Below are 21,355 nucleotides of genomic sequence, written 5' to 3'. Positions count from 1 at the left end.
CCCCTGACGTCCGGCGGACCGTGCGGTCCGGCCAGGAAAGCCCGGCGTGGCGGTCCCGCAGAGGCGGTCGGCCTGGCATCATGGCCGTGTCGTCGCGCACGACCCGACCCGGCCCCGCTGGGCCGGCTGCCTTCCCGGGTGTGTCTCCGGTCGCTACCGGACCCCCGACGTGGACAGCCCGCCGTAGCAGGGGTAGGGTTCTCTGTTGCGCTGCCCCCTGACTGCCTGCCCGCTACTGACGGGTCACCAGTGGTGCCCGGGATTCGTCCCGGCCACACCCGGGAGACCGACACGGTGCAGGACCGACGCGGACAGCCCCGCCATTACCGACGACGACCCAGGACGAACCAGCACCCACCGCCCGCACGTCGTGAGGTCCTTGGAAGGACGCATCTTGGCAGGCTCTCGCCCCACCAGCATCTCCGCCAGCACCACTGAGTCAGGCACCACCGGTACCACCCAGCAGCCCCCGCAGACCGGCCCCCGCACCGGCGAGGCCGACCAGCAGAAGATCCCCGGCGCCCCGCTGCGCGTCTCGTTCGCCAAGATCTCCGAGCCCCTCGAGGTGCCGGACCTCCTGGCGCTGCAGACGGCCTCCTTCGACTGGCTGGTCGGCAGCCCCGAGTGGCGGGCCACCCTCTCCCCCGAGGAGCAGGCGACCGCGGTCGGCGGCCTCGCCGAGATCCTCGAGGAGATCTCGCCGATCGAGGACTTCAGCGGCTCGATGTCGCTGTCCTTCTCCAACCCGCGCTTCGAGGACGTCAAGGCGTCCCTCGAGGAGTGCAAGGACAAGGACATGACCTACGCGGCGCCGCTGTTCGTCACCGCCGAGTTCATGAACAACACCACCGGCGAGATCAAGAGCCAGACGGTGTTCATGGGCGACTTCCCGATCATGACGAACAAGGGCACGTTCGTCATCAACGGGACCGAGCGTGTCGTCGTCTCGCAGCTCGTCCGCAGCCCCGGCGTCTACTTCGACAAGACCCTGGACAAGACCTCCGACAAGGACGTCTTCAGCGCCAAGGTCATCCCCAGCCGCGGTGCGTGGCTGGAGTTCGACGTCGACAAGCGCGACACCGTCGGCGTCCGCATCGACCGCAAGCGCCGGCAGCCGGTCACCGTGCTGCTCAAGGCGCTGGGCTGGACCGAGGACCGCATCCGCGAGCACTTCCAGTGGTCGCCGACCGTCCTCGCCACCCTGGAGAAGGACCACATCGCCGGGCAGGACGAGGCGCTGCTCGACATCTACCGCAAGCTGCGGCCGGGCGAGCCGCCGACGCGGGAGAGCGCCCAGGCGCTGTTGGAGAACCTCTTCTTCAACCCGAAGCGCTACGACCTGGCCAAGGTCGGCCGCTACAAGGTCAACAAGAAGCTCGGCGTCGAGGTGCCGCAGAGCACGCTGACGCTGACCGAGGACGACATCGTCGCCACCATCGAGTACGTGGTGCGCCTGCACGCGGGCGAGCCCGAGCACGGTGTCGACGACATCGACCACTTCGGCAACCGCCGGCTGCGCACCGTCGGTGAGCTGATCCAGAACCAGATCCGGGTCGGCCTCTCCCGCATGGAGCGCGTCGTCCGCGAGCGGATGACCACCCAGGACGTCGAGGCGATCACGCCGCAGACCCTGATCAACATCCGGCCGGTCGTCGCCTCCATCAAGGAGTTCTTCGGCACCAGCCAGCTGTCCCAGTTCATGGACCAGACCAACCCGCTCGCGGGCCTGACCCACAAGCGTCGTCTGTCGGCGCTGGGCCCGGGTGGTCTGTCCCGTGAGCGGGCCGGCATGGAGGTCCGCGACGTCCACCCGAGCCACTACGGCCGGATGTGCCCGATCGAGACGCCGGAAGGCCCGAACATCGGCCTGATCGGGTCGCTGTCGGCCTACGGGCGGGTGAACGCCTTCGGCTTCATCGAGACCCCGTACCGCCGGGTCGAGAACGGTGTGGTCACCGACCGGATCGACTACCTGACCGCCGACGAGGAGGACCGCTTCGTCGTCGCCCAGGCCAACTCGCCGCTGGACGTCCAGGGCCGGTTCGCCGAGGAGCGCGTCCTGGTCCGCACCAAGGGCGGTGAGGTCGACTACCTCTCGCCCGAGCAGGTCGACTACATGGACGTCTCGCCGCGGCAGATGACCTCGGTCGCGACGGCGATGATCCCGTTCCTCGAGCACGACGACGCCAACCGCGCGCTCATGGGCGCGAACATGCAGCGTCAGGCCGTCCCGCTGCTGCGCAGCGAGGCGCCGCTGGTCGGCACCGGCATGGAGCTGCGTGCCGCCGTCGACGCCGGCGACGTCGTGGTGGCCGAGAAGGCCGGTGTGGTCGAGGACTCCACCGCCGACTACGTCACCGTCATGGCCGACGACGGCACCCGGCAGACCTACCGCCTGCTGAAGTTCCGCCGCTCGAACCAGGGCACCTCGATCAACCAGACCCCCGTCGTCGACGAGGGCCAGCGCGTCGAGGTCGGCCAGGTCATCGCCGACGGGCCGTGCACCGACCAGGGCGAGATGGCGCTGGGCAAGAACCTGCTCGTCGCCTTCATGCCGTGGGAGGGTCACAACTACGAGGACGCGATCATCCTGTCGCAGCGCCTCGTGCAGGACGACGTCCTGTCCTCGATCCACATCGAGGAGTTCGAGGTCGACGCCCGCGACACCAAGCTCGGTGCCGAGGAGATCACCCGGGACATCCCGAACGTCTCCGAGGAGGTCCTCGCCGACCTCGACGAGCGCGGCATCATCCGCATCGGTGCCGAGGTCGTCCCCGGCGACATCCTCGTCGGCAAGGTCACGCCCAAGGGCGAGACCGAGCTGACCCCCGAGGAGCGGCTGCTCCGCGCGATCTTCGGTGAGAAGGCCCGCGAGGTCCGCGACACGTCGCTGAAGGTCAAGCACGGTGAGTCCGGCAAGGTCATCGGCGTCCGCGTGTTCTCGCGCGAGGACGGCGACGAACTGCCCGCCGGCGTCAACGAGCTGATCCGGGTCTACGTCGCCCAGATGCGCAAGATCTCCGACGGTGACAAGCTCGCCGGCCGCCACGGCAACAAGGGCGTCATCGCCAAGATCCTGCCGCAGGAAGACATGCCGTTCCTCGAGGACGGCACCCCGGTGGACATCGTCCTCAACCCGCTGGGCGTGCCCGGCCGGATGAACGTCGGCCAGGTCCTGGAGACCCACCTCGGGTGGGTCGCCAAGTCCGGCTGGCAGGTCGAGGGTGACCCCGAGTGGGCGCAGAACCTGCCGGAGGCGGCGAAGGCGGCCGCGCCGGGCACCCGGACGGCGACCCCGGTGTTCGACGGTGCGCGCGAGGAGGAGATCGTCGGGCTGCTGAGCTCGACCGTCCCCAACCGCGACGGCAACCGGATGGTGGCCCCGACCGGCAAGGCGCGGCTGTTCGACGGCCGCTCCGGTGAGCCGTTCCCCGAGCCGATCTCGGTGGGCTACGTCTACATCCTCAAGCTGCTGCACCTGGTCGACGACAAGATCCACGCCCGCTCGACCGGCCCCTACTCGATGATCACGCAGCAGCCGCTGGGTGGTAAGGCGCAGTTCGGTGGCCAGCGGTTCGGCGAGATGGAGTGCTGGGCGATGCAGGCCTACGGCGCGGCCTACGCGCTGCAGGAGCTGCTCACCATCAAGTCCGACGACATCCTGGGCCGCGTCAAGGTCTACGAGGCAATCGTCAAGGGCGAGAACATCCCCGAGCCGGGCATCCCGGAGTCGTTCAAGGTGTTGCTCAAGGAGCTGCAGTCGCTCTGCCTCAACGTCGAGGTGCTCTCCGGCGACGGGCAGGCAATCGAATTGCGTGACACCGACGACGAGGTGTTCCGGGCCGCGGAGGAGCTGGGCATCGACCTGTCCCGCCGCGAGCCCTCCAGCGTCGAGGACGTGTGATCGGCCGCCGGCCGGCCCCGGGCACCCGGGGCCGGCCGGCGCCCACCCCAAGACCATCAGCAAGAAGTGCAGTAACCGAGCCCCGGGAAAGGGGTCCACTCAGTGCTCGACGTCAACTTCTTCGACGAGCTCCGCATCGGTCTGGCCACCGGCGACGACATCCGCCAGTGGAGCCACGGTGAGGTGAAGAAGCCCGAGACCATCAACTACCGGACGCTGCGTCCGGAGAAGGACGGTCTCTTCTGCGAGAAGATCTTCGGTCCCACGCGGGACTGGGAGTGCTACTGCGGCAAGTACAAGCGGGTCCGGTTCAAGGGCATCATCTGTGAGCGCTGCGGCGTCGAGGTGACCCGGGCCAAGGTCCGCCGCGAGCGGATGGGCCACATCGAGCTGGCCGCGCCGGTGACCCACATCTGGTTCTTCAAGGGCGTCCCCTCGCGCCTGGGCTACCTGCTCGACCTGGCGCCCAAGGACCTCGAGAAGATCATCTACTTCGCGGCCTACCTGATCACCTCGGTCGACGAGGAGGCGCGCCACCGCGACCTCCCGACCATCGAGGCCGAGATCAGCGCGGAGAAGCACAACCTCGAGAGCCGCCGGGACGCCGACGTGGAGGCCCGCCAGCAGAAGCTGGAGGCCGACCTCGCCGAGCTCGAGGCCGAGGGCGCCAAGTCCGACGTCCGCCGCAAGGTGCGTGAGGGTGGCGAGCGCGAGATGCGCCAGCTGCGCGACCGCGCCCAGCGGGAGATCGACCGCCTCGAGGAGGTGCTCGACACCTTCCGCAAGCTCGAGGTCAAGCAGCTCATCGCCGACGAGGGCCTCTACCGCGAGCTGCGCGACCGGTTCGGCGAGTACTTCGAGGGCGGCATGGGTGCCGCGGCGCTGCAGAAGCTGCTCGCCGACTTCGACCTCGACGCCGAGGCCGCCTCGCTGCGCGAGACCATCCGCAGCGGCAAGGGCCAGCGCAAGCTGCGGGCCCTCAAGCGGCTCAAGGTCGTCGCGGCCTTCCAGCAGACCCGCAACTCGCCCATGGGCATGGTGCTGGACTGCGTCCCGGTCATCCCGCCGGACCTGCGCCCGATGGTGCAGCTCGACGGTGGCCGCTTCGCCACCAGCGACATGAACGACCTGTACCGCCGCGTGATCAACCGGAACAACCGGCTCAAGCGTCTGCTCGACCTCGGCGCGCCCGAGATCATCGTGAACAACGAGAAGCGGATGCTGCAGGAGTCGGTCGACGCGCTGTTCGACAACGGCCGTCGCGGCCGGCCGGTCACCGGCCCGGGGAACCGCCCGCTCAAGTCGCTGTCGGACCTGCTCAAGGGCAAGCAGGGCCGGTTCCGCCAGAACCTGCTCGGCAAGCGCGTCGACTACTCCGGCCGGTCGGTCATCGTGGTCGGCCCGCAGCTGAAGCTGCACCAGTGCGGTCTGCCCAAGCAGATGGCCCTGGAGCTGTTCAAGCCCTTCGTCATGAAGCGGCTGGTCGACCTCAACCACGCGCAGAACATCAAGTCCGCCAAGCGGATGGTGGAGCGCGCGCGGCCGGTCGTGTGGGACGTGCTCGAGGAGGTCATCACCGAGCACCCGGTGCTGCTCAACCGGGCGCCGACCCTGCACCGTCTGGGCATCCAGGCCTTCGAGCCGCAGCTGGTCGAGGGCAAGGCCATCCAGATCCACCCGCTGGTCTGCACCGCGTTCAACGCGGACTTCGACGGTGACCAGATGGCGGTGCACCTGCCGCTGTCGGCGGAGGCCCAGGCCGAGGCCCGGATCCTCATGCTGTCGTCGAACAACATCCTGTCCCCGGCCGACGGTCGCCCGATCACCGCGCCGACCCAGGACATGGTGCTGGGCCTGTACCACCTGACCACCCTGGTGCCCAGCCGGCACGAGGCCGACGGCGGCCAGCCGGCGGCGTTCGGGTCGACGGCCGAGGCGATCATGGCCTTCGACCAGGGTGCGCTGGGTCTGCAGGAGCGGGCGCTGATCCGCCTCGACGAGGTGTTCGGCGTCGACAACGGCAAGGTCAACGAGCCGTGGGAGCAGCCGGAGGACTGGACCCCGGGTGCGCCGGCGCTGGTCTCGACCAGCCTGGGCCGCGTGCTGTTCAACGAGGCCCTGCCCGAGGACTACCGCTTCGTCAACTACCAGGTGCCGAAGAAGGAGCTCGGGGCGATCGTCAACGACCTCGCCGAGCGCTACCCCAAGGTGCAGGTCGCGGCGACGCTGGACGCCCTCAAGTCGGCCGGTTTCCGCTGGGCCACCCGGTCCGGCGTCACGATCGCCATCGACGACGTCGTCACCCCGCCGGCCAAGCAGGAGATCCTCGACCGGCACGAGGCCGAGGCCCGGCAGATCGAGCGCCAGTACGAGCGCGGTGTCATCACCGACGCCGAGCGTCGTGGCGAGCTGATCGAGATCTGGACCCGCGCGCGGGCCGAGGTCTCCCAGGCGATGGTGGACAACTTCCCGACCACCAACCCGGTCTGGGTCATGGTCAACTCGGGCGCCCGAGGCAACATGATGCAGATCAGCCAGATCGCCGGTATGCGTGGTCTGGTCGCCAACCCGAAGGGCGAGATCATCCCGCGGCCGATCAAGGCCAACTTCCGGGAGGGTCTGTCCGTGCTGGAGTACTTCATCTCCACGCACGGTGCGCGCAAGGGTCTGGCCGACACCGCGCTGCGGACGGCGGACTCCGGGTACCTCACCCGCCGGCTGGTCGACGTCTCCCAGGACGTCATCATCCGCGAGGAGGACTGCGGCACCGAGCGCGGCGTGATCATGCCGATCGCGACCGTGATCGACGGTCAGCTGACCCGGGACGCCCACGTCGAGACCAGCGTGTACGCGCGCTCCCTGGCCGCCGACGTGGTGGCCGAGGACGGCACGCTGATCGCGCAGGCCGGCCAGGACCTCGGCGACGTGCTGATCGGCCAGCTGGTCGACGCCAACGTCGCGGAGGTCAAGGTCCGCTGCGTCCTGACCTGTGAGTCGCTGCTCGGCACCTGCGCCACCTGCTACGGCCGCTCGCTGGCGACCGGCAAGCTGGTGGACGTCGGCGAGGCGGTCGGCATCATCGCCGCCCAGTCGATCGGTGAGCCCGGCACCCAGCTGACGATGCGCACCTTCCACACCGGTGGTGTCGCGGGTGAGGACATCACCCACGGTCTGCCGCGTGTGGTGGAGCTCTTCGAGGCCCGCGTCCCCAAGGGCAAGGCGCCGATCGCCGAGCTGGCCGGCGCCGTCCGCATCGAGGACGGCGAGCAGTTCCGCAAGCTCACGATCACGCCGGACGACGGCTCCGACGAGGTCGTCTACGACAAGCTGTCGCGCCGCGCGCGGCTGCGGGTCGAGGACGGCGGCCACGTCGAGGTCGGCGAGCAGCTCACCGAGGGTGCGGTCGACCCGCACGAGGTGCTGCGGATCATGGGCCCGCGCGAGGTGCAGCTACACCTGGTCCGCGAGGTCCAGGAGGTCTACCGCAGCCAGGGCGTGTCGATCCACGACAAGCACATCGAGGTGATCATCCGGCAGATGCTCAAGCGGGTGACCATCATCGACTCGGGCGCGACGGAGTTCCTGCCGGGTGCGCTGGTCGAGCGGACGCTGTTCGAGACCGAGAACCGTCGGGTCGTCGCCGAGGGCGGCGAGCCGGCCTCGGCCCGCCCGGTGCTCATGGGCATCACCAAGGCCTCGCTCGCGACCGAGTCGTGGCTGTCGGCCGCCTCCTTCCAGGAGACGACCAAGGTGCTCACCGACGCCGCGATCCAGGGCAAGAGCGACAGCCTGCTCGGCCTCAAGGAGAACGTGATCATCGGGAAGCTGATCCCGGCCGGTACCGGCATCAGCCGCTACCGGAACATCACGGTCGAGCCGACCGAGGAGGCCCGCGCCGCCGTCTACACGATGGCCGGGTACGACGACGGGCAGTACTACAGCCCGGACGTCTTCGGTCAGGGCTCCGGCGAGGCCGTCCGCCTCGAGGAGTACGACTGGCGAGGCTGAAGAACACCCCCTGCCCCCCGCTACTCGCAGGCTCGTAGCGGGACCCTGCAGGGGGCCGTCCGATCGAGCACGTGAGAAGGGCCCCGCAGATCGCGAGATCTGCGGGGCCCTTCTCGTTGCCGTCCCCGTCCAGCCGACGAGCTGCCGTCACGTGACGGAACTCGGGCCCTCTACCGGTCCGCGATCCGGCGCATCGTCTCGACGGTCCGGAGCCGGCCCTCAGGACTGGCGTCGAGCGGCTGCAGCATCAGCGTCGTCACGCCGGCCTCGCGGAAGGCGGCGACCCGCTCGGCGACGTGGGACTCCGGCCCGATGAGCGACGTTGCTCGCACCAGTTCGTCGGGCACCGCCGCGGCCGCCTCGTCCTTCTTGCCGTCGAGGTAGAGGTCCTGGACGGCGCGGGCCTCCTCCTCGTACCCGTAGCGACGGGCCAGGTCGTTGTAGAAGTTCTTGCCGCGGGCGCCCATGCCGCCGATGTAGAGGGCCAGCTGCGGCCGCACGGCGTCGAGCAGCCCCTCGACGTCCTCCCCGACGGCGACCGGGACGCCGGTCACCACCTGCAGGTCCCCGAGCGCAGGGTCGCGCTTGGCCCGCCCCGCGGCCAGGGACTCGCCCCACACCGAGGCCGCCTTCTCCGGCACGAAGAAGATCGGCTCCCAGGCCTCGGCGATCTCCGCGGCCAGCTGGACGTTCTTCGGGCCCAGAGCGGCCAGCAGGACCGGGATCCGCTCGCGCACCGGGGTGTTGATCAGCTTGAGCGGCTTGCCCAGGCCGGTGCCCTGCTCGGCGGGGAGCGGGACGGTGTACTTCGGCCCGTCGTGGACGAGCCGGTCGCGGCGCCACACCTGCCGGCAGATCTCCACGATCTCGCGGGTGCGCTGCAGCGGGGCGTCGTAGGGGACGCCGTGCCAGCCCTCGATCACCTGCGGGCCGGAGGCGCCCAAGCCGAGGGTGAACCGGCCGCCGGACACGAAGTCCAGCCCGGCCGCGGTCATCGCGGTAAGGGCCGGGGTGCGGCTGTAGATGGGGAAGATGCCGCTCATCAGCTCGACGCGCTCGGTGACCGCGGCCAGGTAGCCCAGTTGGCTCACCGCGTCGAAGGTGTAGACCTCCGCCACCATCGCGAGGTCGAGCCCGGCGGACTCGAGGTCGCGGATCTCCGCGGCGGTCTCGCGGAACCCGCCGCTGTAGCTGGCCTGGATGCCGATGCGCACGTCCACTCCTCAGGTCGGCGGCGCCGTCGTCGGCGCCCGCGGCCGACCGTATCGGCAGGGGGGAGCAGTGGTGGCCACGTCCGGGGCCCCGCCCCGAGCTCGCGGGGGCGGGCAGGAGACAGGGACCTCCGTCAGACGGCGCGGACCACCCCGACGACCTCGGTGACGACGCGGACGCCGTCCACGTCGCCGGGGACCCGGCTGGCCGCGCGCGCGTCGGCCAGGTTCACCTTCACCACGTAGCCGCTCTCGCCCCGGGCCAGGCCCACGCCCACGACCTCGGGGTCGGCGGCCAGCCGCGCGCTGAGGGCGCTCTTGGCGGCTCGGGCGGAGGCGCGGTCGGTCATGGCCCCATGGTGCCCCCGATCAGCCCGGCGCGACAGTAGGAGGACGACTCCTGCATGGGGCCAGGGCCGGCAACTCAGGCGGGGACCCACTCCAGGTCGAGCAGCTCCAGCACCGTGGCCATGGGGTTGGCGTAGGTGACGCCGCCCCCGTTGCGGCCGCCGGTCTCACTGCCGGCGAACAGCAGCCCCATCGGCGCCCGGTCCGAGCTCCGCCAGATCACCGACCCGCTGTCACCGCCCGCGCTGAACCCCCCGCTGAGCCCCTCGACCTCGACCTGGTCGTCGAAGGTGTGCACCCCGTCGTCGTACTGCACGGTCACCCCGTCGACCTCGACGGCGGTGATCCGGCCCAGCGTGTGTCCGGTCGTGCGGCCGACCTTCTCCACCCGCTCGTCGGGGTCGACGTCGTCGGTGTCCGGTGCCTCGTCGGCGAGCGGGCCACCCGGGAGCCGGCCGGGCTCGGCCGGCACCTCGGGGTCGAGGACCGCGGCGGCGGCGTCGACCAGGTTGGTCCCGCCGTCGCCCCGGAACCGCACGAAGGCCGCCAGGGAGCCCACCCGGTCGGTGGGGAGCGCGCCACCGTCGGCCGGACCCGGCTGCAGCACCGGGTCGCCGAGCGAGGCGGCCCCGCCGGCGGCCAGGACGTGGTTGTTGGACAGCAGCGCCAGCCGCCCGTCCACCCGCACGAAGCCGCCCAGCGTCCCGGCCGTCACCGCGGCGTGGGCCACGGACAGGCCCGGGTACAGCGGGCGCGTCCGGCGCTGCAACTGGTCGGGCGTGGGGGAGGACAGCGCCCGCACCGGTCCGATCACGCGGACGTCGATCTCGTCGAGCACGGCGTCGTCCAGGCCGGCCAGCAGGACGTCGGCGTCGTCCTTGACCGCCAGCCGGATGGCCAGGTGGGCCTGCTCCGGGCCGATGGGTGCCAGGCCGAGGGCCGGCCGCGCCCAGCCGCGGGGCCCGGCGACGTCGCTGGCGGTGACCCGCCCCCCGGTCTCGGCCAGGCGCGCGGCCAGGTGGGTCTTCAGCTCGCGGGCCAGGTCGACGTGCACGGCATCCTCCGGTGGCGGTCGGTGGGCGTCCTGACACCGACCGTAGGGCCGGGGTACGACAGCCGCCGCGCCGCCCCCCGGGGCCGTCGGCGTCGCGGGGTGTCGCGCGTCGCAGCGGCCGGCGGTAGGCAGGCAGCCGGTACAGTCGCCGCACCGCCGGGCGCGCCGTCCGGTCCACCCACCCCCGAGGGAACACCTCGGCCGGCAGAGGTGTTGACCAGGGCGTACGGACCCGGCGGGTGGGTTGACCCTCGCGTGTCGACATGTGGCGGACCCGGCTTTGACCGGTCTCCGGCACACGGGTATCGTGGTCAGCCGTGCCCAGGGTGCCCTGGGCCTGCTCCCGTTCGCGGTGCGCCTGCCGACAAGGTGGTGGCGCCGAGTCGCGGGGGGCGACCGATCCGGTAGACCTCGCCGGCCGGTCCTGGGGACGGCGACACGCCCGACCGCGGGGACCGGTGGTGGTTGGCGGGCCGGCCCGGGTACGACCCCAGCAGGACCGGCACCCCGAGTACGCCAGAGCAGAGCACCATCCACAGCACGACCCAGCGCAGGTAGGAGATCCAGGCCACCCATGCCCACGATCAACCAGCTGGTCCGCAAGGGCCGCGAGGACAAGGTCGAGAAGACCAAGACCCCGGCGCTGAAGGGCTCCCCTCAGCGTCGTGGCGTGTGCACCCGCGTGTACACGACGACGCCGAAGAAGCCGAACTCGGCGCTGCGCAAGGTCGCTCGTGTCCGCCTCACCAGTGGCATCGAGGTGACCGCCTACATCCCGGGTGTCGGTCACAACCTGCAGGAGCACTCGATGGTGCTCGTGCGCGGCGGTCGCGTGAAGGACCTGCCCGGCGTGCGTTACAAGATCATCCGCGGCTCGCTCGACACCCAGGGTGTCCGCAACCGCAAGCAGGCTCGCAGCCGGTACGGCGCGAAGAAGGAGAAGAGCTGACATGCCGCGCAAGGGCCCCGCGCCGCGCCGGCCGCTGGTCGCCGACCCGGTGTACCAGTCGCCTCTGGTGACCCAGCTGATCAACAAGGTGCTCGTCGACGGCAAGCGCTCGGTCGCCGAGTCGATCGTCTACGGCGCCCTCGAGGGCTGCCGCACCAAGACCGACACCGACCCGGTGGTCACCCTCAAGCGCGCGCTGGACAACGTCAAGCCGGCCCTCGAGGTCCGCAGCCGCCGCGTCGGTGGTGCGACCTACCAGGTCCCGGTCGAGGTCCGCGCCTCGCGCAGCACGACGCTGGGCCTGCGCTGGCTGATCCAGTACAGCCGGGCGCGCCGTGAGAAGACGATGACCGAGCGGCTGATGAACGAGCTGCTCGACGCCAGCAACGGCCTCGGTGCCGCGGTCAAGCGCCGCGAGGACACCCACAAGATGGCCGAGTCGAACAAGGCCTTCGCGCACTACCGCTGGTAAGCGCCATCCCGGCTGGCTCCGCCAGCCCCCGCGGCCCGCGGGTGGTCCGGGCCAACCCCTGGACCACCCGCACGCGCACAGCGAACCAAAGAGGAGAGACGAATGGCCGACACCAAGGCCACCCTCGCCAAGACCCGCAACATCGGGATCATGGCGCACATCGACGCCGGCAAGACCACGACGACCGAGCGCATCCTCTTCTACACCGGTATCAACTACAAGATCGGTGAGGTCCACGACGGCGCGGCCACGATGGACTGGATGGAGCAGGAGCAGGAGCGCGGCATCACCATCACGTCCGCCGCGACGAAGTGCTCCTGGAACGGCCACGACATCAACATCATCGACACCCCCGGGCACGTCGACTTCACCGTCGAGGTGGAGCGGTCGCTGCGGGTGCTCGACGGTGCCGTCGCGGTCTACGACGGTGTCGCCGGCGTGGAGCCGCAGACCGAGCAGGTCTGGCGACAGGCGGAGAAGTACGGCGTCCCGCGCATGTGCTTCGTCAACAAGCTGGACCGCACCGGCGCGAACTTCTTCCGCTGCGTGGACATGATGGTCGAGCGCCTGGGCGCCAACCCGGCGGTGCTGCAGCTCCCGATCGGTGCCGAGGCCGACTTCATCGGTGTCGTCGACCTGGTCGGGATGCGGGCGCTTACCTGGCGTGGCGAGACCCAGATGGGCGAGGACTACTCGGTCGAGGAGATCCCGGCCGAGCTCGCCGACCAGGCCGCCGAGTACCGCGAGAAGCTGCTCGAGACCATCGCCGAGACCGACGACGACCTCATGGAGGCCTACCTCGGCGGCGAGGAGATCTCCGTCGAGCGGCTGAAGGCGGCCATCCGCAAGGCCACCATCTCGGCCCAGGTCAACCCGGTCCTCACCGGCACGGCGTTCAAGAACAAGGGCGTGCAGCCCCTGCTCGACGCCGTCGTCGACTACCTGCCCAGCCCGCTGGACATCGAGGCGATCGTCGGCACCGCGCTGGACGGCGAGACCGAGGTCATCCGGCACGCCGACGAGGACGAGCCCTTCTCCGCGCTGGCCTTCAAGATCCAGACCGACCAGCACCTCGGCAAGCTGACCTACGTCCGGGTCTACTCGGGCAAGGTCTCCTCCGGGTCCCCGGTGCTCAACAGCACCAAGGACCGCAAGGAGCGGATCGGCAAGATCTACCAGATGCACGCCAACAAGCGCGAGGAGCGCGAGGGCGTGGGCGCCGGCCAGATCGTCGCCGTGGTGGGCCTCAAGCAGACCACCACCGGTGACACGCTCTGCGACCCGCAGAAGCCGGTGATCCTGGAGTCGATGACCTTCCCGGCTCCGGTCATCTCGGTCGCCATCGAGCCGAAGACCAAGAGCGACCAGGAGAAGCTCGGCACCGCCATCCAGAAGCTGGCCGAGGAGGACCCGACCTTCCAGGTCCGCCTCGACGAGGAGACCGGCCAGACGGTCATCTCCGGTATGGGCGAGCTGCACCTGGAGATCCTCGTCGACCGCATGCGGCGCGAGTTCAAGGTCGAGGCCAACGTGGGCAAGCCCCAGGTGGCCTACCGCGAGACGATCCGCAAGGCCGTCGAGAAGGTCGACTACACCCACAAGAAGCAGACGGGTGGGTCCGGCCAGTTCGCGAAGGTCCAGGTGACCCTGGAGCCGCTGGAGATCAGCGGCGACTCCGCCACCTACGAGTTCGTCAACGCCGTCACCGGTGGTCGCATCCCGAAGGAGTACATCCCGTCGGTCGACCAGGGCATGCAGGACGCCATGCAGTACGGCATCCTCGCCGGCTACCCGGTCGTGGGCGTCAAGGCGACCCTGATCGACGGTCAGTACCACGAGGTCGACTCGTCGGAGATGGCGTTCAAGATCGCCGGCTCGATGGTCTTCAAGGAGGCCGCGCGCAAGGCCAGCCCGGCCCTGCTCGAGCCGATGATGGCCGTCGAGGTCGTCACGCCCGAGGACTACATGGGCGACGTCATCGGCGACCTGAACTCCCGGCGCGGGATGATCCAGGCGATGGAGGAGCGCTCCGGCGCCCGCGTCGTCCGGGCCCTGGTCCCGCTCTCGGAGATGTTCGGCTACGTGGGCGACCTGCGCAGCCGCACCCAGGGGCGGGCGAGCTACACCATGGTGTTCGACTCGTACGCCGAGGTCCCGGCCAACGTCGCCAAGGAGATCATCGCCAAGGCGACCGGCGAGTGACCTGCCGGGCGGGGTAGCCCCCCGCCCGGGCCCCCAGCAAGCCCACCCCAGAGTTCGCGCACGACGCGAGACCACGAGGAGAGGAACCCAGTGGCCAAGGCCAAGTTCGAGCGGACCAAGCCGCACGTCAACATCGGCACCATCGGGCACATCGACCACGGGAAGACCACCCTTACCGCGGCGATCACCAAGGTGCTGCACGACAAGTACCCGGACCTCAACGAGGCGTCGGCCTTCGACCAGATCGACAAGGCGCCCGAGGAGAAGGCCCGCGGGATCACGATCTCGATCGCCCACGTCGAGTACCAGACCGAGAACCGGCACTACGCGCACGTCGACTGCCCGGGTCACGCCGACTACATCAAGAACATGATCACCGGTGCGGCGCAGATGGACGGCGCCATCCTGGTGGTCGCGGCGACCGACGGCCCGATGCCGCAGACCAAGGAGCACGTCCTCCTGGCCCGCCAGGTCGGCGTCCCCTACATCGTCGTGGCGCTCAACAAGGCCGACATGGTCGACGACGAGGAGATCCTCGAGCTCGTCGAGCTGGAGGTCCGCGAGCTGCTCAGCGAGTACGAGTTCCCGGGCGACGACGTCCCCGTGGTGCGCGTCTCCGCGCTGAAGGCCCTCGAGGGCGACCAGAAGTGGGGCGACGCCCTCATGGAGCTGATGGCCGCCGTCGACACCGCCATCCCCGAGCCGCAGCGTGAGATCGACAAGCCGTTCCTCATGCCGGTCGAGGACGTCTTCACCATCACCGGTCGCGGCACCGTCGTCACCGGTCGCGTGGAGCGCGGCATCGTCAAGGTGAACGAGGAGGTCGAGATCGTCGGGATCCGCTCCTCGTCGACCAAGACCACCGTCACCGGCGTCGAGATGTTCCGCAAGCTGCTCGACCAGGGCCAGGCCGGCGACAACGTCGGTCTGCTGCTGCGCGGCATCAAGCGCGAGGACGTGGAGCGCGGCCAGGTCGTCGTGAAGCCCGGCTCGATCACCCCGCACACCAACTTCGAGGGTTCGGTCTACATCCTCTCGAAGGACGAGGGTGGCCGTCACACGCCGTTCTTCAACAACTACCGTCCGCAGTTCTACTTCCGGACCACGGACGTCACGGGCGTCGTGACCCTGCCGGCCGGCACCGAGATGGTCATGCCGGGCGACAACACCGAGATGACGGTCGAGCTCATCCAGCCGATCGCCATGGAGGAGGGCCTGCGGTTCGCCATCCGTGAGGGTGGCCGCACCGTCGGCGCCGGTCGCGTCACCAAGATCCTCAAGTAAGACCCCGACGGGCGGCGGTGCGCACGTGTGCGCCGCCGCCCGTCCCCGGGTGGCCGCCTGTGTGCAGCGCCACCCATCCCGCTGGGGCCAGACCGGATGCGGTCAGGACCACCCGGCGTTCCCCAGCTACGAACAGACACCGATCGGCAGGAGCAGAAGACAGCGATGGCGGGACAGAAGATCCGCATCCGGCTGAAGGCCTACGACCACGAGGCGATCGACGCCTCGGCGCGGCGCATCGTCGACACGGTGACCAAGACCGGTGCGCGCGTCGTCGGCCCGGTGCCGCTGCCGACGGAGAAGAACGTGTACTGCGTCATCCGCTCGCCGCACAAGTACAAGGACTCGCGGGAGCACTTCGAGATGCGCACGCACAAGCGGCTCATCGACATCCTCGACCCGACGCCGAAGACGGTCGACGCGCTCATGCGCATCGACCTGCCGGCCTCGGTCGACGTGAACATCCAGTAAGGGCAGTCAGCAGACATGGCGAGCACATTCCGTGGTCTCCTCGGCGAGAAGCTGGGCATGACCCAGGTCTTCGACGAGAACAACCGCATCGTGCCGGTGACCGTCGTCAAGGCGGGCCCGTGTGTGGTGACCCAGGTGCGCACCCCCGAGGTGGACGGCTACTCCGCCGTCCAGCTCGGGTTCGGTGAGATCGACCCGCGCAAGGTGAACAAGCCCGAGGGTGGGCACTTCGCCAAGGCGGGCGTCACGCCGCGTCGTCACCTGGTCGAGCTGCGCACCTCGGACGCCTCGAACTACACGGTCGGCCAGGAGCTGACCGCCGAGGTCTTCGACGGCGTCGCGAAGGTCGACGTCATCGGCACCAGCAAGGGCAAGGGCACGGCCGGTGTCATGAAGCGGCACGGCTTCCGCGGCCTGGGCGCCGCGCACGGCACCCAGCGCAAGCACCGGTCGCCCGGTTCCATCGGCGGGGCGTCGACCCCCGGCCGCGTCTTCAAGGGCCTGCGCATGGCCGGCCGCATGGGCGCGGTGAAGACGACGACCCTCTCGCTCAACGTGCACAAGGTGGACGCCGAGCGTGGGCTGCTGTTGATCAAGGGCGCGATCCCGGGCCCGAAGGGCGGCCTCGTGCTCGTCCGCTCGGCCGTCAAGGGCGGCCCCGTGGGGAGTGACAACCAGTGACCCAGTCGACCCAGACCCGGTCCGACCGCCAGGTCGACGTCCGGACCCCGGCGGGGGAGACCTCCGGCAGCGTGACGCTGCCCGGTGAGCTCTTCGACGCGTCGGCCAACGTCGCGCTCATGCACCAGGTCGTGGTGGCCCAGCTGGCTGCCGCCCGCCAGGGCACGCACGCGACCAAGACGCGCGGCCAGGTCAGCGGTGGTGGCGCCAAGCCGTACCGCCAGAAGGGCACCGGCCGCGCCCGCCAGGGCTCGACCCGTGCGCCGCAGTTCGAGGGCGGTGGCACCGTCCACGGCCCGCAGCCGCGCGACTACTCGCAGAAGACCCCCAAGAAGATGAAGGCCGCCGCGCTGCGGGGCGCCCTCTCCGACCGGGCCCGCGAGGACCGCGTGCACGTCGTGAGCACCTTCGTGGACGGCGACGCCCCGAAGACCAAGGCCGCGCTGGCCACCCTCCAGGCGATCACCACCGCCAAGCGGGTCCTGGTCGTGCTCGACCGCGAGGACGTCCTCAACTGGGTCAGCCTGCGCAACGTGCCGCAGGTGCACCTGATCGAGGCCGGCCAGCTCAACACCTACGACGTGCTGGTGTCCGACGAGGTCGTCTTCACCGAGGCCGCGCTGGCCGAGTTCGTGGCCGGGCCGGCCACGGGCAAGCGCCGCGGAGTGGAGAAGCCCGACCTGACCACGCCGGACGTCCCGGGTGCCATCCCGTCGATCCAGCCGGTCGAGGGCACCACCGACCTCGACATCGCCACCGAGACCACCGAGGAGAAGGCGTGAGCGTCCGCGACCCCCGGGACGTCCTGCTGTCCCCGGTCATCTCGGAGAAGAGCTACGGGCTGCTCGACGAGAACCAGTACACGTTCGTCGTCCTGCCCGAGGCGAACAAGACGCAGATCAAGATCGCGGTCGAGCAGATCTTCAACGTGAAGGTCCTCGGCGTGAACACCATCAACCGCCAGGGCAAGCGCAAGCGCAGCCGGGGCAACAAGCTCGGCAAGCGCAAGGACACCAAGCGCGCCATCGTCTCGCTGGCGCCGGGCGACCGCATCGAGATCTTCGGGGGCCCGGGCGCCTGAGCCCGGTACCGCCGGACCAGAGATAGAGGACTGAGTCAGCAATGGCTATCCGCAAGTACAAGCCGACGACGCCGGGCCGCCGCGGCTCCAGCGTCGCCGACTTCGCCGAGGTCACCCGCGACCACCCCGAGAAGTCGCTGGTCCGGCCGCTGCACGGTCGCGGCGGGCGCAACGTCCACGGGAAGGTCACCGCCCGGCACCAGGGCGGTGGGCACAAGCGCGCCTACCGGGTGATCGACTTCCGCCGGGCCGACAAGGACGGCGTGCCGGCCAAGGTCGCGCACATCGAGTACGACCCGAACCGCACCTCGCGCATCGCGCTGCTGCACTTCGCGGACGGCGAGAAGCGCTACATCATCGCGCCGGCCCGCCTGAAGCAGGGCGACACGGTGGAGTGCGGCCCCTCGGCCGACATCAAGCCGGGCAACAACCTGCCGCTGCGGAACATCCCCGTCGGCACCGTCGTTCACGCCATCGAGCTCCGTCCCGGTGGCGGTGCGAAGATCGCCCGCTCGGCCGGCACCAGCGTCCAGCTGGTGGCCCGTGAGGGTCGCTTCGCGCAGCTGCGCATGCCGTCGGGTGAGATCCGCAACGTCGACGTCCGCTGCCGCGCGACCGTCGGCGAGGTGGGCAACGCCGAGCAGTCGAACATCAACTGGGGCAAGGCCGGCCGCATGCGCTGGAAGGGCAAGCGCCCGACCGTCCGCGGTGTCGCCATGAACCCGGTGGACCACCCGCACGGTGGTGGTGAGGGCAAGACCTCCGGTGGTCGCCACCCGGTGAACCCGAAGGGCAAGCCGGAGGGCCGCACGCGCAAGCGCAAGGCCAGTGACGCCCTGATCGTGCGCCGCCGGCGCACCAACAAGAAGCGCTGAGCGGGTAGAGGAGTCCGACAGACATGCCACGCAGCCTGAAGAAGGGCCCGTTCGTCGACGACCACCTGCTCAAGAAGGTGGACGCGCAGAACGAGAAGGGCACCAAGACCGTCATCCGGACCTGGTCCCGCCGCTCGACGATCATCCCCGACATGCTCGGGCACACCATCGCCGTCCACGACGGTCGCAAGCACGTCCCGGTGTTCGTGACCGAGGCCATGGTCGGGCACAAGCTGGGCGAGTTCGCGCCCACCCGCACGTTCCGTGGGCACGTCAAGGACGACCGCCGGTCCCGGCGCGGCTGACCCAGGTAGAGAGAGAATCCACATGACTTCCCAGGTGGGACAGGAGGCGCCGGTCGCCCGGGCTACGGCCCGGTTCGTCCGCGTCACCCCCATGAAGGCACGCCGGGTGGTGGACCTCATCCGCTACCTGCCGACCGACGAGGCCCTGGCCCTGCTGCGCTTCGCGCCGCAGGCCGCCAGCGAGCCGGTGCTCAAGGTCGTCGCCAGCGCCGTCGCCAACGCCGAGCACAACCTGCGGCTGGACCCGGCCGCGCTGGTCGTGAGCGCCGCGTACGTCGACGAGGGCCCGACGCTCAAGCGCATCCGTCCGCGGGCCCAGGGCCGCGCGTACCGGATCAACAAGCGGACCTGCCACATCACGGTCGAGGTCGCCGAGGTCTCGGCGAACGCCGAGCTGGCCGGCAAGTCGCGCACCGCGCGCCGTCGCACCGGTCAGTCCGGGCCGGCCACCCAGCAGCAGAGCAGCAACACGAGGGGAGGGACCCGCTAGTGGGTCAGAAGGTCAACCCGCACGGGTTCCGACTGGGCATCACCACGGACTACAAGTCCCGGTGGTACGCCGACAAGCTGTACAAGGACTACGTCAAGGAAGACGTGGCCATCCGCAAGCTTATGAGCAAGGGGATGGAGCGGGCCGGGATCTCCAAGGTGGAGATCGAGCGCACCCGCGACCGCGTCCGCGTCGACATCCACACCGCCCGGCCGGGCATCGTCATCGGCCGCCGCGGCGCGGAGGCCGACCGCATCCGCGGCGAGCTGGAGAAGCTCACCGGCAAGCAGGTGCAGCTGAACATCCTCGAGGTCAAGAACCCCGAGTCCGACGCGCAGCTGGTCGCCCAGGGCGTCGCCGAGCAGCTCTCCAGCCGGGTGAGCTTCCGCCGCGCCATGCGCAAGGCCATGCAGTCGGCGCAGCGCAGCCCGCAGGTGAAGGGCATCCGGGTGCAGTGCTCGGGTCGCCTCGGCGGCACGGAGATGAGCCGGTCGGAGTTCTACCGCGAGGGTCGTGTGCCGCTGCACACGCTGCGGGCGAACATCGACTACGGCATCTACGAGGCCCGCACCACCTTCGGCCGCATCGGCGTGAAGGTCTGGATCTACAAGGGCGACGTCAGCGGCTCGCGTGCCGAGCGGGAGGCCCTCGAGGCCCTCGCGGCCCGTCAGCAGCGCCGTGAGCGGGCCCAGCGTCCGCGACGGTCCGGTTCGTCCGGCACCACCGCCGGCGGCACCGAGGCCGGTCGCGCTGCGGCCGAGTCCTCGACCGGTCCCGCCGTCGACACCACCGAGAGCGCGGTCGCCGCGACGTCCGGCGAGGTCGCTCCCGAGCAGACCGTCGCCGAGAACGTGGGCGCCGAGGCGACCGCTGCGGCCGAGAACACGGCCGCGCAGAACACCACGGAGGGCTGACACGTGCTGATCCCACGGCGCGTCAAGCACCGCAAGCAGCACCACCCGAGCCGCTCGGGTCGTGCCAAGGGCGGCACCGCCATCAACTTCGGCGAGTACGCCATCCAGGCGCTCGAGCCGGCGTACGTGACCAACCGGCAGATCGAGTCGGCCCGTATTGCCATGACCCGGCACATCCGTCGTGGCGGCAAGGTCTGGATCTCGATCTACCCGGACCGCCCGCTCACCAAGAAGCCGGCCGAGACGCGCATGGGTTCGGGTAAGGGTTCGCCCGAGTGGTGGGTGGCCAACGTCAAGCCCGGCCGCATCATGTTCGAGCTCTCCGGTGTCGCCGAGCCGGTGGCCCGCGAGGCCATGCGTCGCGCGATCCACAAGCTCCCCATGAAGTGCCGCTTCATCACTCGCGAAGGAGAGGTGTGATGGCCGCCGGTCTGACCGCTCCCGAGCTGCGTGAGCTCTCCGCCGAGGAGCTCGCCACGCGGTTGCGCGAGTCGAAGGAAGAACTGTTCAACCTGCGGTTCCAGGTGGCCACCGGCCAGCTGGACAACAACAGGCGGCTGCAGACCGTCCGCCGCGACATCGCCCGGATCTACACGATCATGCGCGAGCGCGAGCTGGGCCTGTCGGTCGCCCCGAACGAGGGTGTGGCATGAGCGAGCCCCAGTCGGCGCAGCCGAACACTGCTGCAGCGTCGGGCCCCGGCCTGGCCGGCCGTGGCTACCGCAAGGTCCGCGAGGGCCTCGTGGTGAGCGACAAGATGGACAAGACGATCGTCGTCGAGGTCGAGGACCGCGTGAAGCACGGCCTCTACGGCAAGGTCATCCGTCGCACGAGCAAGCTGAAGGCCCACGACGAGCAGGGGGTCGCCGGCATCGGTGACCGCGTGCAGATCATGGAGACCCGGCCGCTGTCGGCCACCAAGCGGTGGCGGCTGGTCGAGGTCCTCGAGAAGGCGAAGTGATGGTTGGTCACTCGGCCCGCACCTGGGCCGAGTGACCAGCACCCCTCCGGGGGAGGTCCAGGAGCAGGTACGCTGGACGACTGGCGCGCCCTCCGGGTGCGCGCCGCATCCCGGTACCCGTGCCTCGGACGCACCGGCGGCTGAC

20 protein-coding genes are annotated in these 21,355 nt (G+C 70.0%); 17 read left to right on the top strand and 3 right to left on the bottom strand.

The features are described from left to right. Positions 1 to 394: 394 nt before the first annotated feature. Both rpoB and ACI79D_RS06595 read left to right on the top strand, forming a co-directional pair. Positions 395 to 3,904: a DNA-directed RNA polymerase subunit beta gene (rpoB, locus tag ACI79D_RS06600; RefSeq protein WP_456917535.1), complete on the top strand. Its 3,510-nt coding sequence runs from the start codon at positions 395 to 397 to the stop codon at positions 3,902 to 3,904. 102 nt (positions 3,905 to 4,006) lie between these two features. Beyond that, positions 4,007 to 7,912, top strand: coding sequence for a DNA-directed RNA polymerase subunit beta' (locus ACI79D_RS06595; RefSeq protein WP_456917534.1), 3,906 nt, complete (start codon positions 4,007 to 4,009; stop codon positions 7,910 to 7,912). A gap of 170 nt (positions 7,913 to 8,082) precedes the next feature. Here ACI79D_RS06595 and ACI79D_RS06590 read toward each other — a convergent pair whose 3' ends face one another. From ACI79D_RS06590 to ACI79D_RS06580, 3 genes are all read right to left on the bottom strand, one after another. Continuing rightward, a complete protein-coding gene (locus tag ACI79D_RS06590) occupies positions 8,083 to 9,126 on the bottom strand; it encodes an LLM class F420-dependent oxidoreductase (protein WP_456917533.1) in 1,044 nt (347 codons plus the stop codon). A 131-nt stretch (positions 9,127 to 9,257) separates the two neighbouring features. Beyond that, entirely contained in the window at positions 9,258 to 9,473 is a 216-nt protein-coding gene (locus ACI79D_RS06585; RefSeq protein ID WP_456917532.1) for a hypothetical protein, read from the bottom strand. Positions 9,474 to 9,547: 74 nt separating this feature from the next. Then, the gene (locus tag ACI79D_RS06580) at positions 9,548 to 10,525 is read right to left on the bottom strand and encodes a hypothetical protein (RefSeq protein ID WP_456917531.1); all 978 of its coding nucleotides are present in this window, start codon (positions 10,523 to 10,525) and stop codon (positions 9,548 to 9,550) included. A gap of 574 nt (positions 10,526 to 11,099) precedes the next feature. Here ACI79D_RS06580 and rpsL point away from each other — a divergent pair. From rpsL to rpsQ, 15 genes are all read left to right on the top strand, one after another. Beyond that, the gene (rpsL, locus tag ACI79D_RS06575; RefSeq protein WP_012950487.1) at positions 11,100 to 11,474 is read left to right on the top strand and encodes a 30S ribosomal protein S12; all 375 of its coding nucleotides are present in this window, start codon (positions 11,100 to 11,102) and stop codon (positions 11,472 to 11,474) included. 1 nt (position 11,475) lies between these two features. Next, positions 11,476 to 11,946, top strand: a complete 471-nt coding sequence (gene rpsG, locus ACI79D_RS06570) for a 30S ribosomal protein S7 (protein ID WP_456909101.1) — start codon at positions 11,476 to 11,478, stop codon at positions 11,944 to 11,946. Between the two features lie 102 nt (positions 11,947 to 12,048). Beyond that, a complete protein-coding gene (gene fusA / locus ACI79D_RS06565) occupies positions 12,049 to 14,148 on the top strand; it encodes an elongation factor G (protein ID WP_456917530.1) in 2,100 nt (699 codons plus the stop codon). A gap of 90 nt (positions 14,149 to 14,238) precedes the next feature. Then, a complete protein-coding gene (gene tuf, locus ACI79D_RS06560; protein ID WP_456917529.1) occupies positions 14,239 to 15,432 on the top strand; it encodes an elongation factor Tu in 1,194 nt (397 codons plus the stop codon). Between the two features lie 165 nt (positions 15,433 to 15,597). After that, entirely contained in the window at positions 15,598 to 15,903 is a 306-nt protein-coding gene (rpsJ, locus tag ACI79D_RS06555; RefSeq protein WP_014742859.1) for a 30S ribosomal protein S10, read from the top strand. 15 nt (positions 15,904 to 15,918) lie between these two features. Further along, the gene (gene rplC, locus ACI79D_RS06550; protein WP_456917528.1) at positions 15,919 to 16,584 is read left to right on the top strand and encodes a 50S ribosomal protein L3; all 666 of its coding nucleotides are present in this window, start codon (positions 15,919 to 15,921) and stop codon (positions 16,582 to 16,584) included. Next, positions 16,581 to 17,366 carry a 50S ribosomal protein L4 gene (gene rplD, locus ACI79D_RS06545; protein ID WP_456917527.1) on the top strand — a complete coding sequence of 262 codons (786 nt, stop codon included), beginning with the start codon at positions 16,581 to 16,583 and terminating at the stop codon, positions 17,364 to 17,366. The genes rplC and rplD overlap by 4 nt, the downstream gene beginning before the upstream one ends. Further along, positions 17,363 to 17,665: a 50S ribosomal protein L23 gene (gene rplW, locus ACI79D_RS06540; protein ID WP_448610260.1), complete on the top strand. Its 303-nt coding sequence runs from the start codon at positions 17,363 to 17,365 to the stop codon at positions 17,663 to 17,665. Before rplD ends, rplW begins: the two co-directional genes overlap by 4 nt. A gap of 41 nt (positions 17,666 to 17,706) precedes the next feature. Beyond that, positions 17,707 to 18,540, top strand: a complete 834-nt coding sequence (gene rplB, locus ACI79D_RS06535) for a 50S ribosomal protein L2 (RefSeq protein ID WP_387987748.1) — start codon at positions 17,707 to 17,709, stop codon at positions 18,538 to 18,540. A 23-nt stretch (positions 18,541 to 18,563) separates the two neighbouring features. Continuing rightward, positions 18,564 to 18,845, top strand: a complete 282-nt coding sequence (gene rpsS, locus ACI79D_RS06530; protein WP_089402109.1) for a 30S ribosomal protein S19 — start codon at positions 18,564 to 18,566, stop codon at positions 18,843 to 18,845. Positions 18,846 to 18,867: 22 nt separating this feature from the next. After that, positions 18,868 to 19,335 (top strand): 50S ribosomal protein L22, encoded by a 468-nt coding sequence (gene rplV, locus ACI79D_RS06525; protein WP_456917526.1) that lies wholly within the window; start codon positions 18,868 to 18,870, stop codon positions 19,333 to 19,335. After that, positions 19,335 to 20,249 carry a 30S ribosomal protein S3 gene (gene rpsC / locus ACI79D_RS06520; protein ID WP_456917525.1) on the top strand — a complete coding sequence of 305 codons (915 nt, stop codon included), beginning with the start codon at positions 19,335 to 19,337 and terminating at the stop codon, positions 20,247 to 20,249. The genes rplV and rpsC overlap by 1 nt, the downstream gene beginning before the upstream one ends. A 3-nt stretch (positions 20,250 to 20,252) precedes the next feature. Then, entirely contained in the window at positions 20,253 to 20,669 is a 417-nt protein-coding gene (gene rplP / locus ACI79D_RS06515; protein ID WP_091362954.1) for a 50S ribosomal protein L16, read from the top strand. Then, the gene (gene rpmC, locus ACI79D_RS06510; protein WP_072919070.1) at positions 20,669 to 20,902 is read left to right on the top strand and encodes a 50S ribosomal protein L29; all 234 of its coding nucleotides are present in this window, start codon (positions 20,669 to 20,671) and stop codon (positions 20,900 to 20,902) included. The genes rplP and rpmC overlap by 1 nt, the downstream gene beginning before the upstream one ends. Next, the gene (gene rpsQ, locus ACI79D_RS06505) at positions 20,899 to 21,210 is read left to right on the top strand and encodes a 30S ribosomal protein S17 (protein WP_456917524.1); all 312 of its coding nucleotides are present in this window, start codon (positions 20,899 to 20,901) and stop codon (positions 21,208 to 21,210) included. The genes rpmC and rpsQ overlap by 4 nt, the downstream gene beginning before the upstream one ends. Positions 21,211 to 21,355 lie beyond the last annotated feature (145 nt).

This window comes from Geodermatophilus sp. SYSU D00708 (assembly GCF_054050115.1).
Note: the sequence above shows the minus strand (reverse complement) of the source record. Positions and strands in the feature narration are given on the sequence as shown.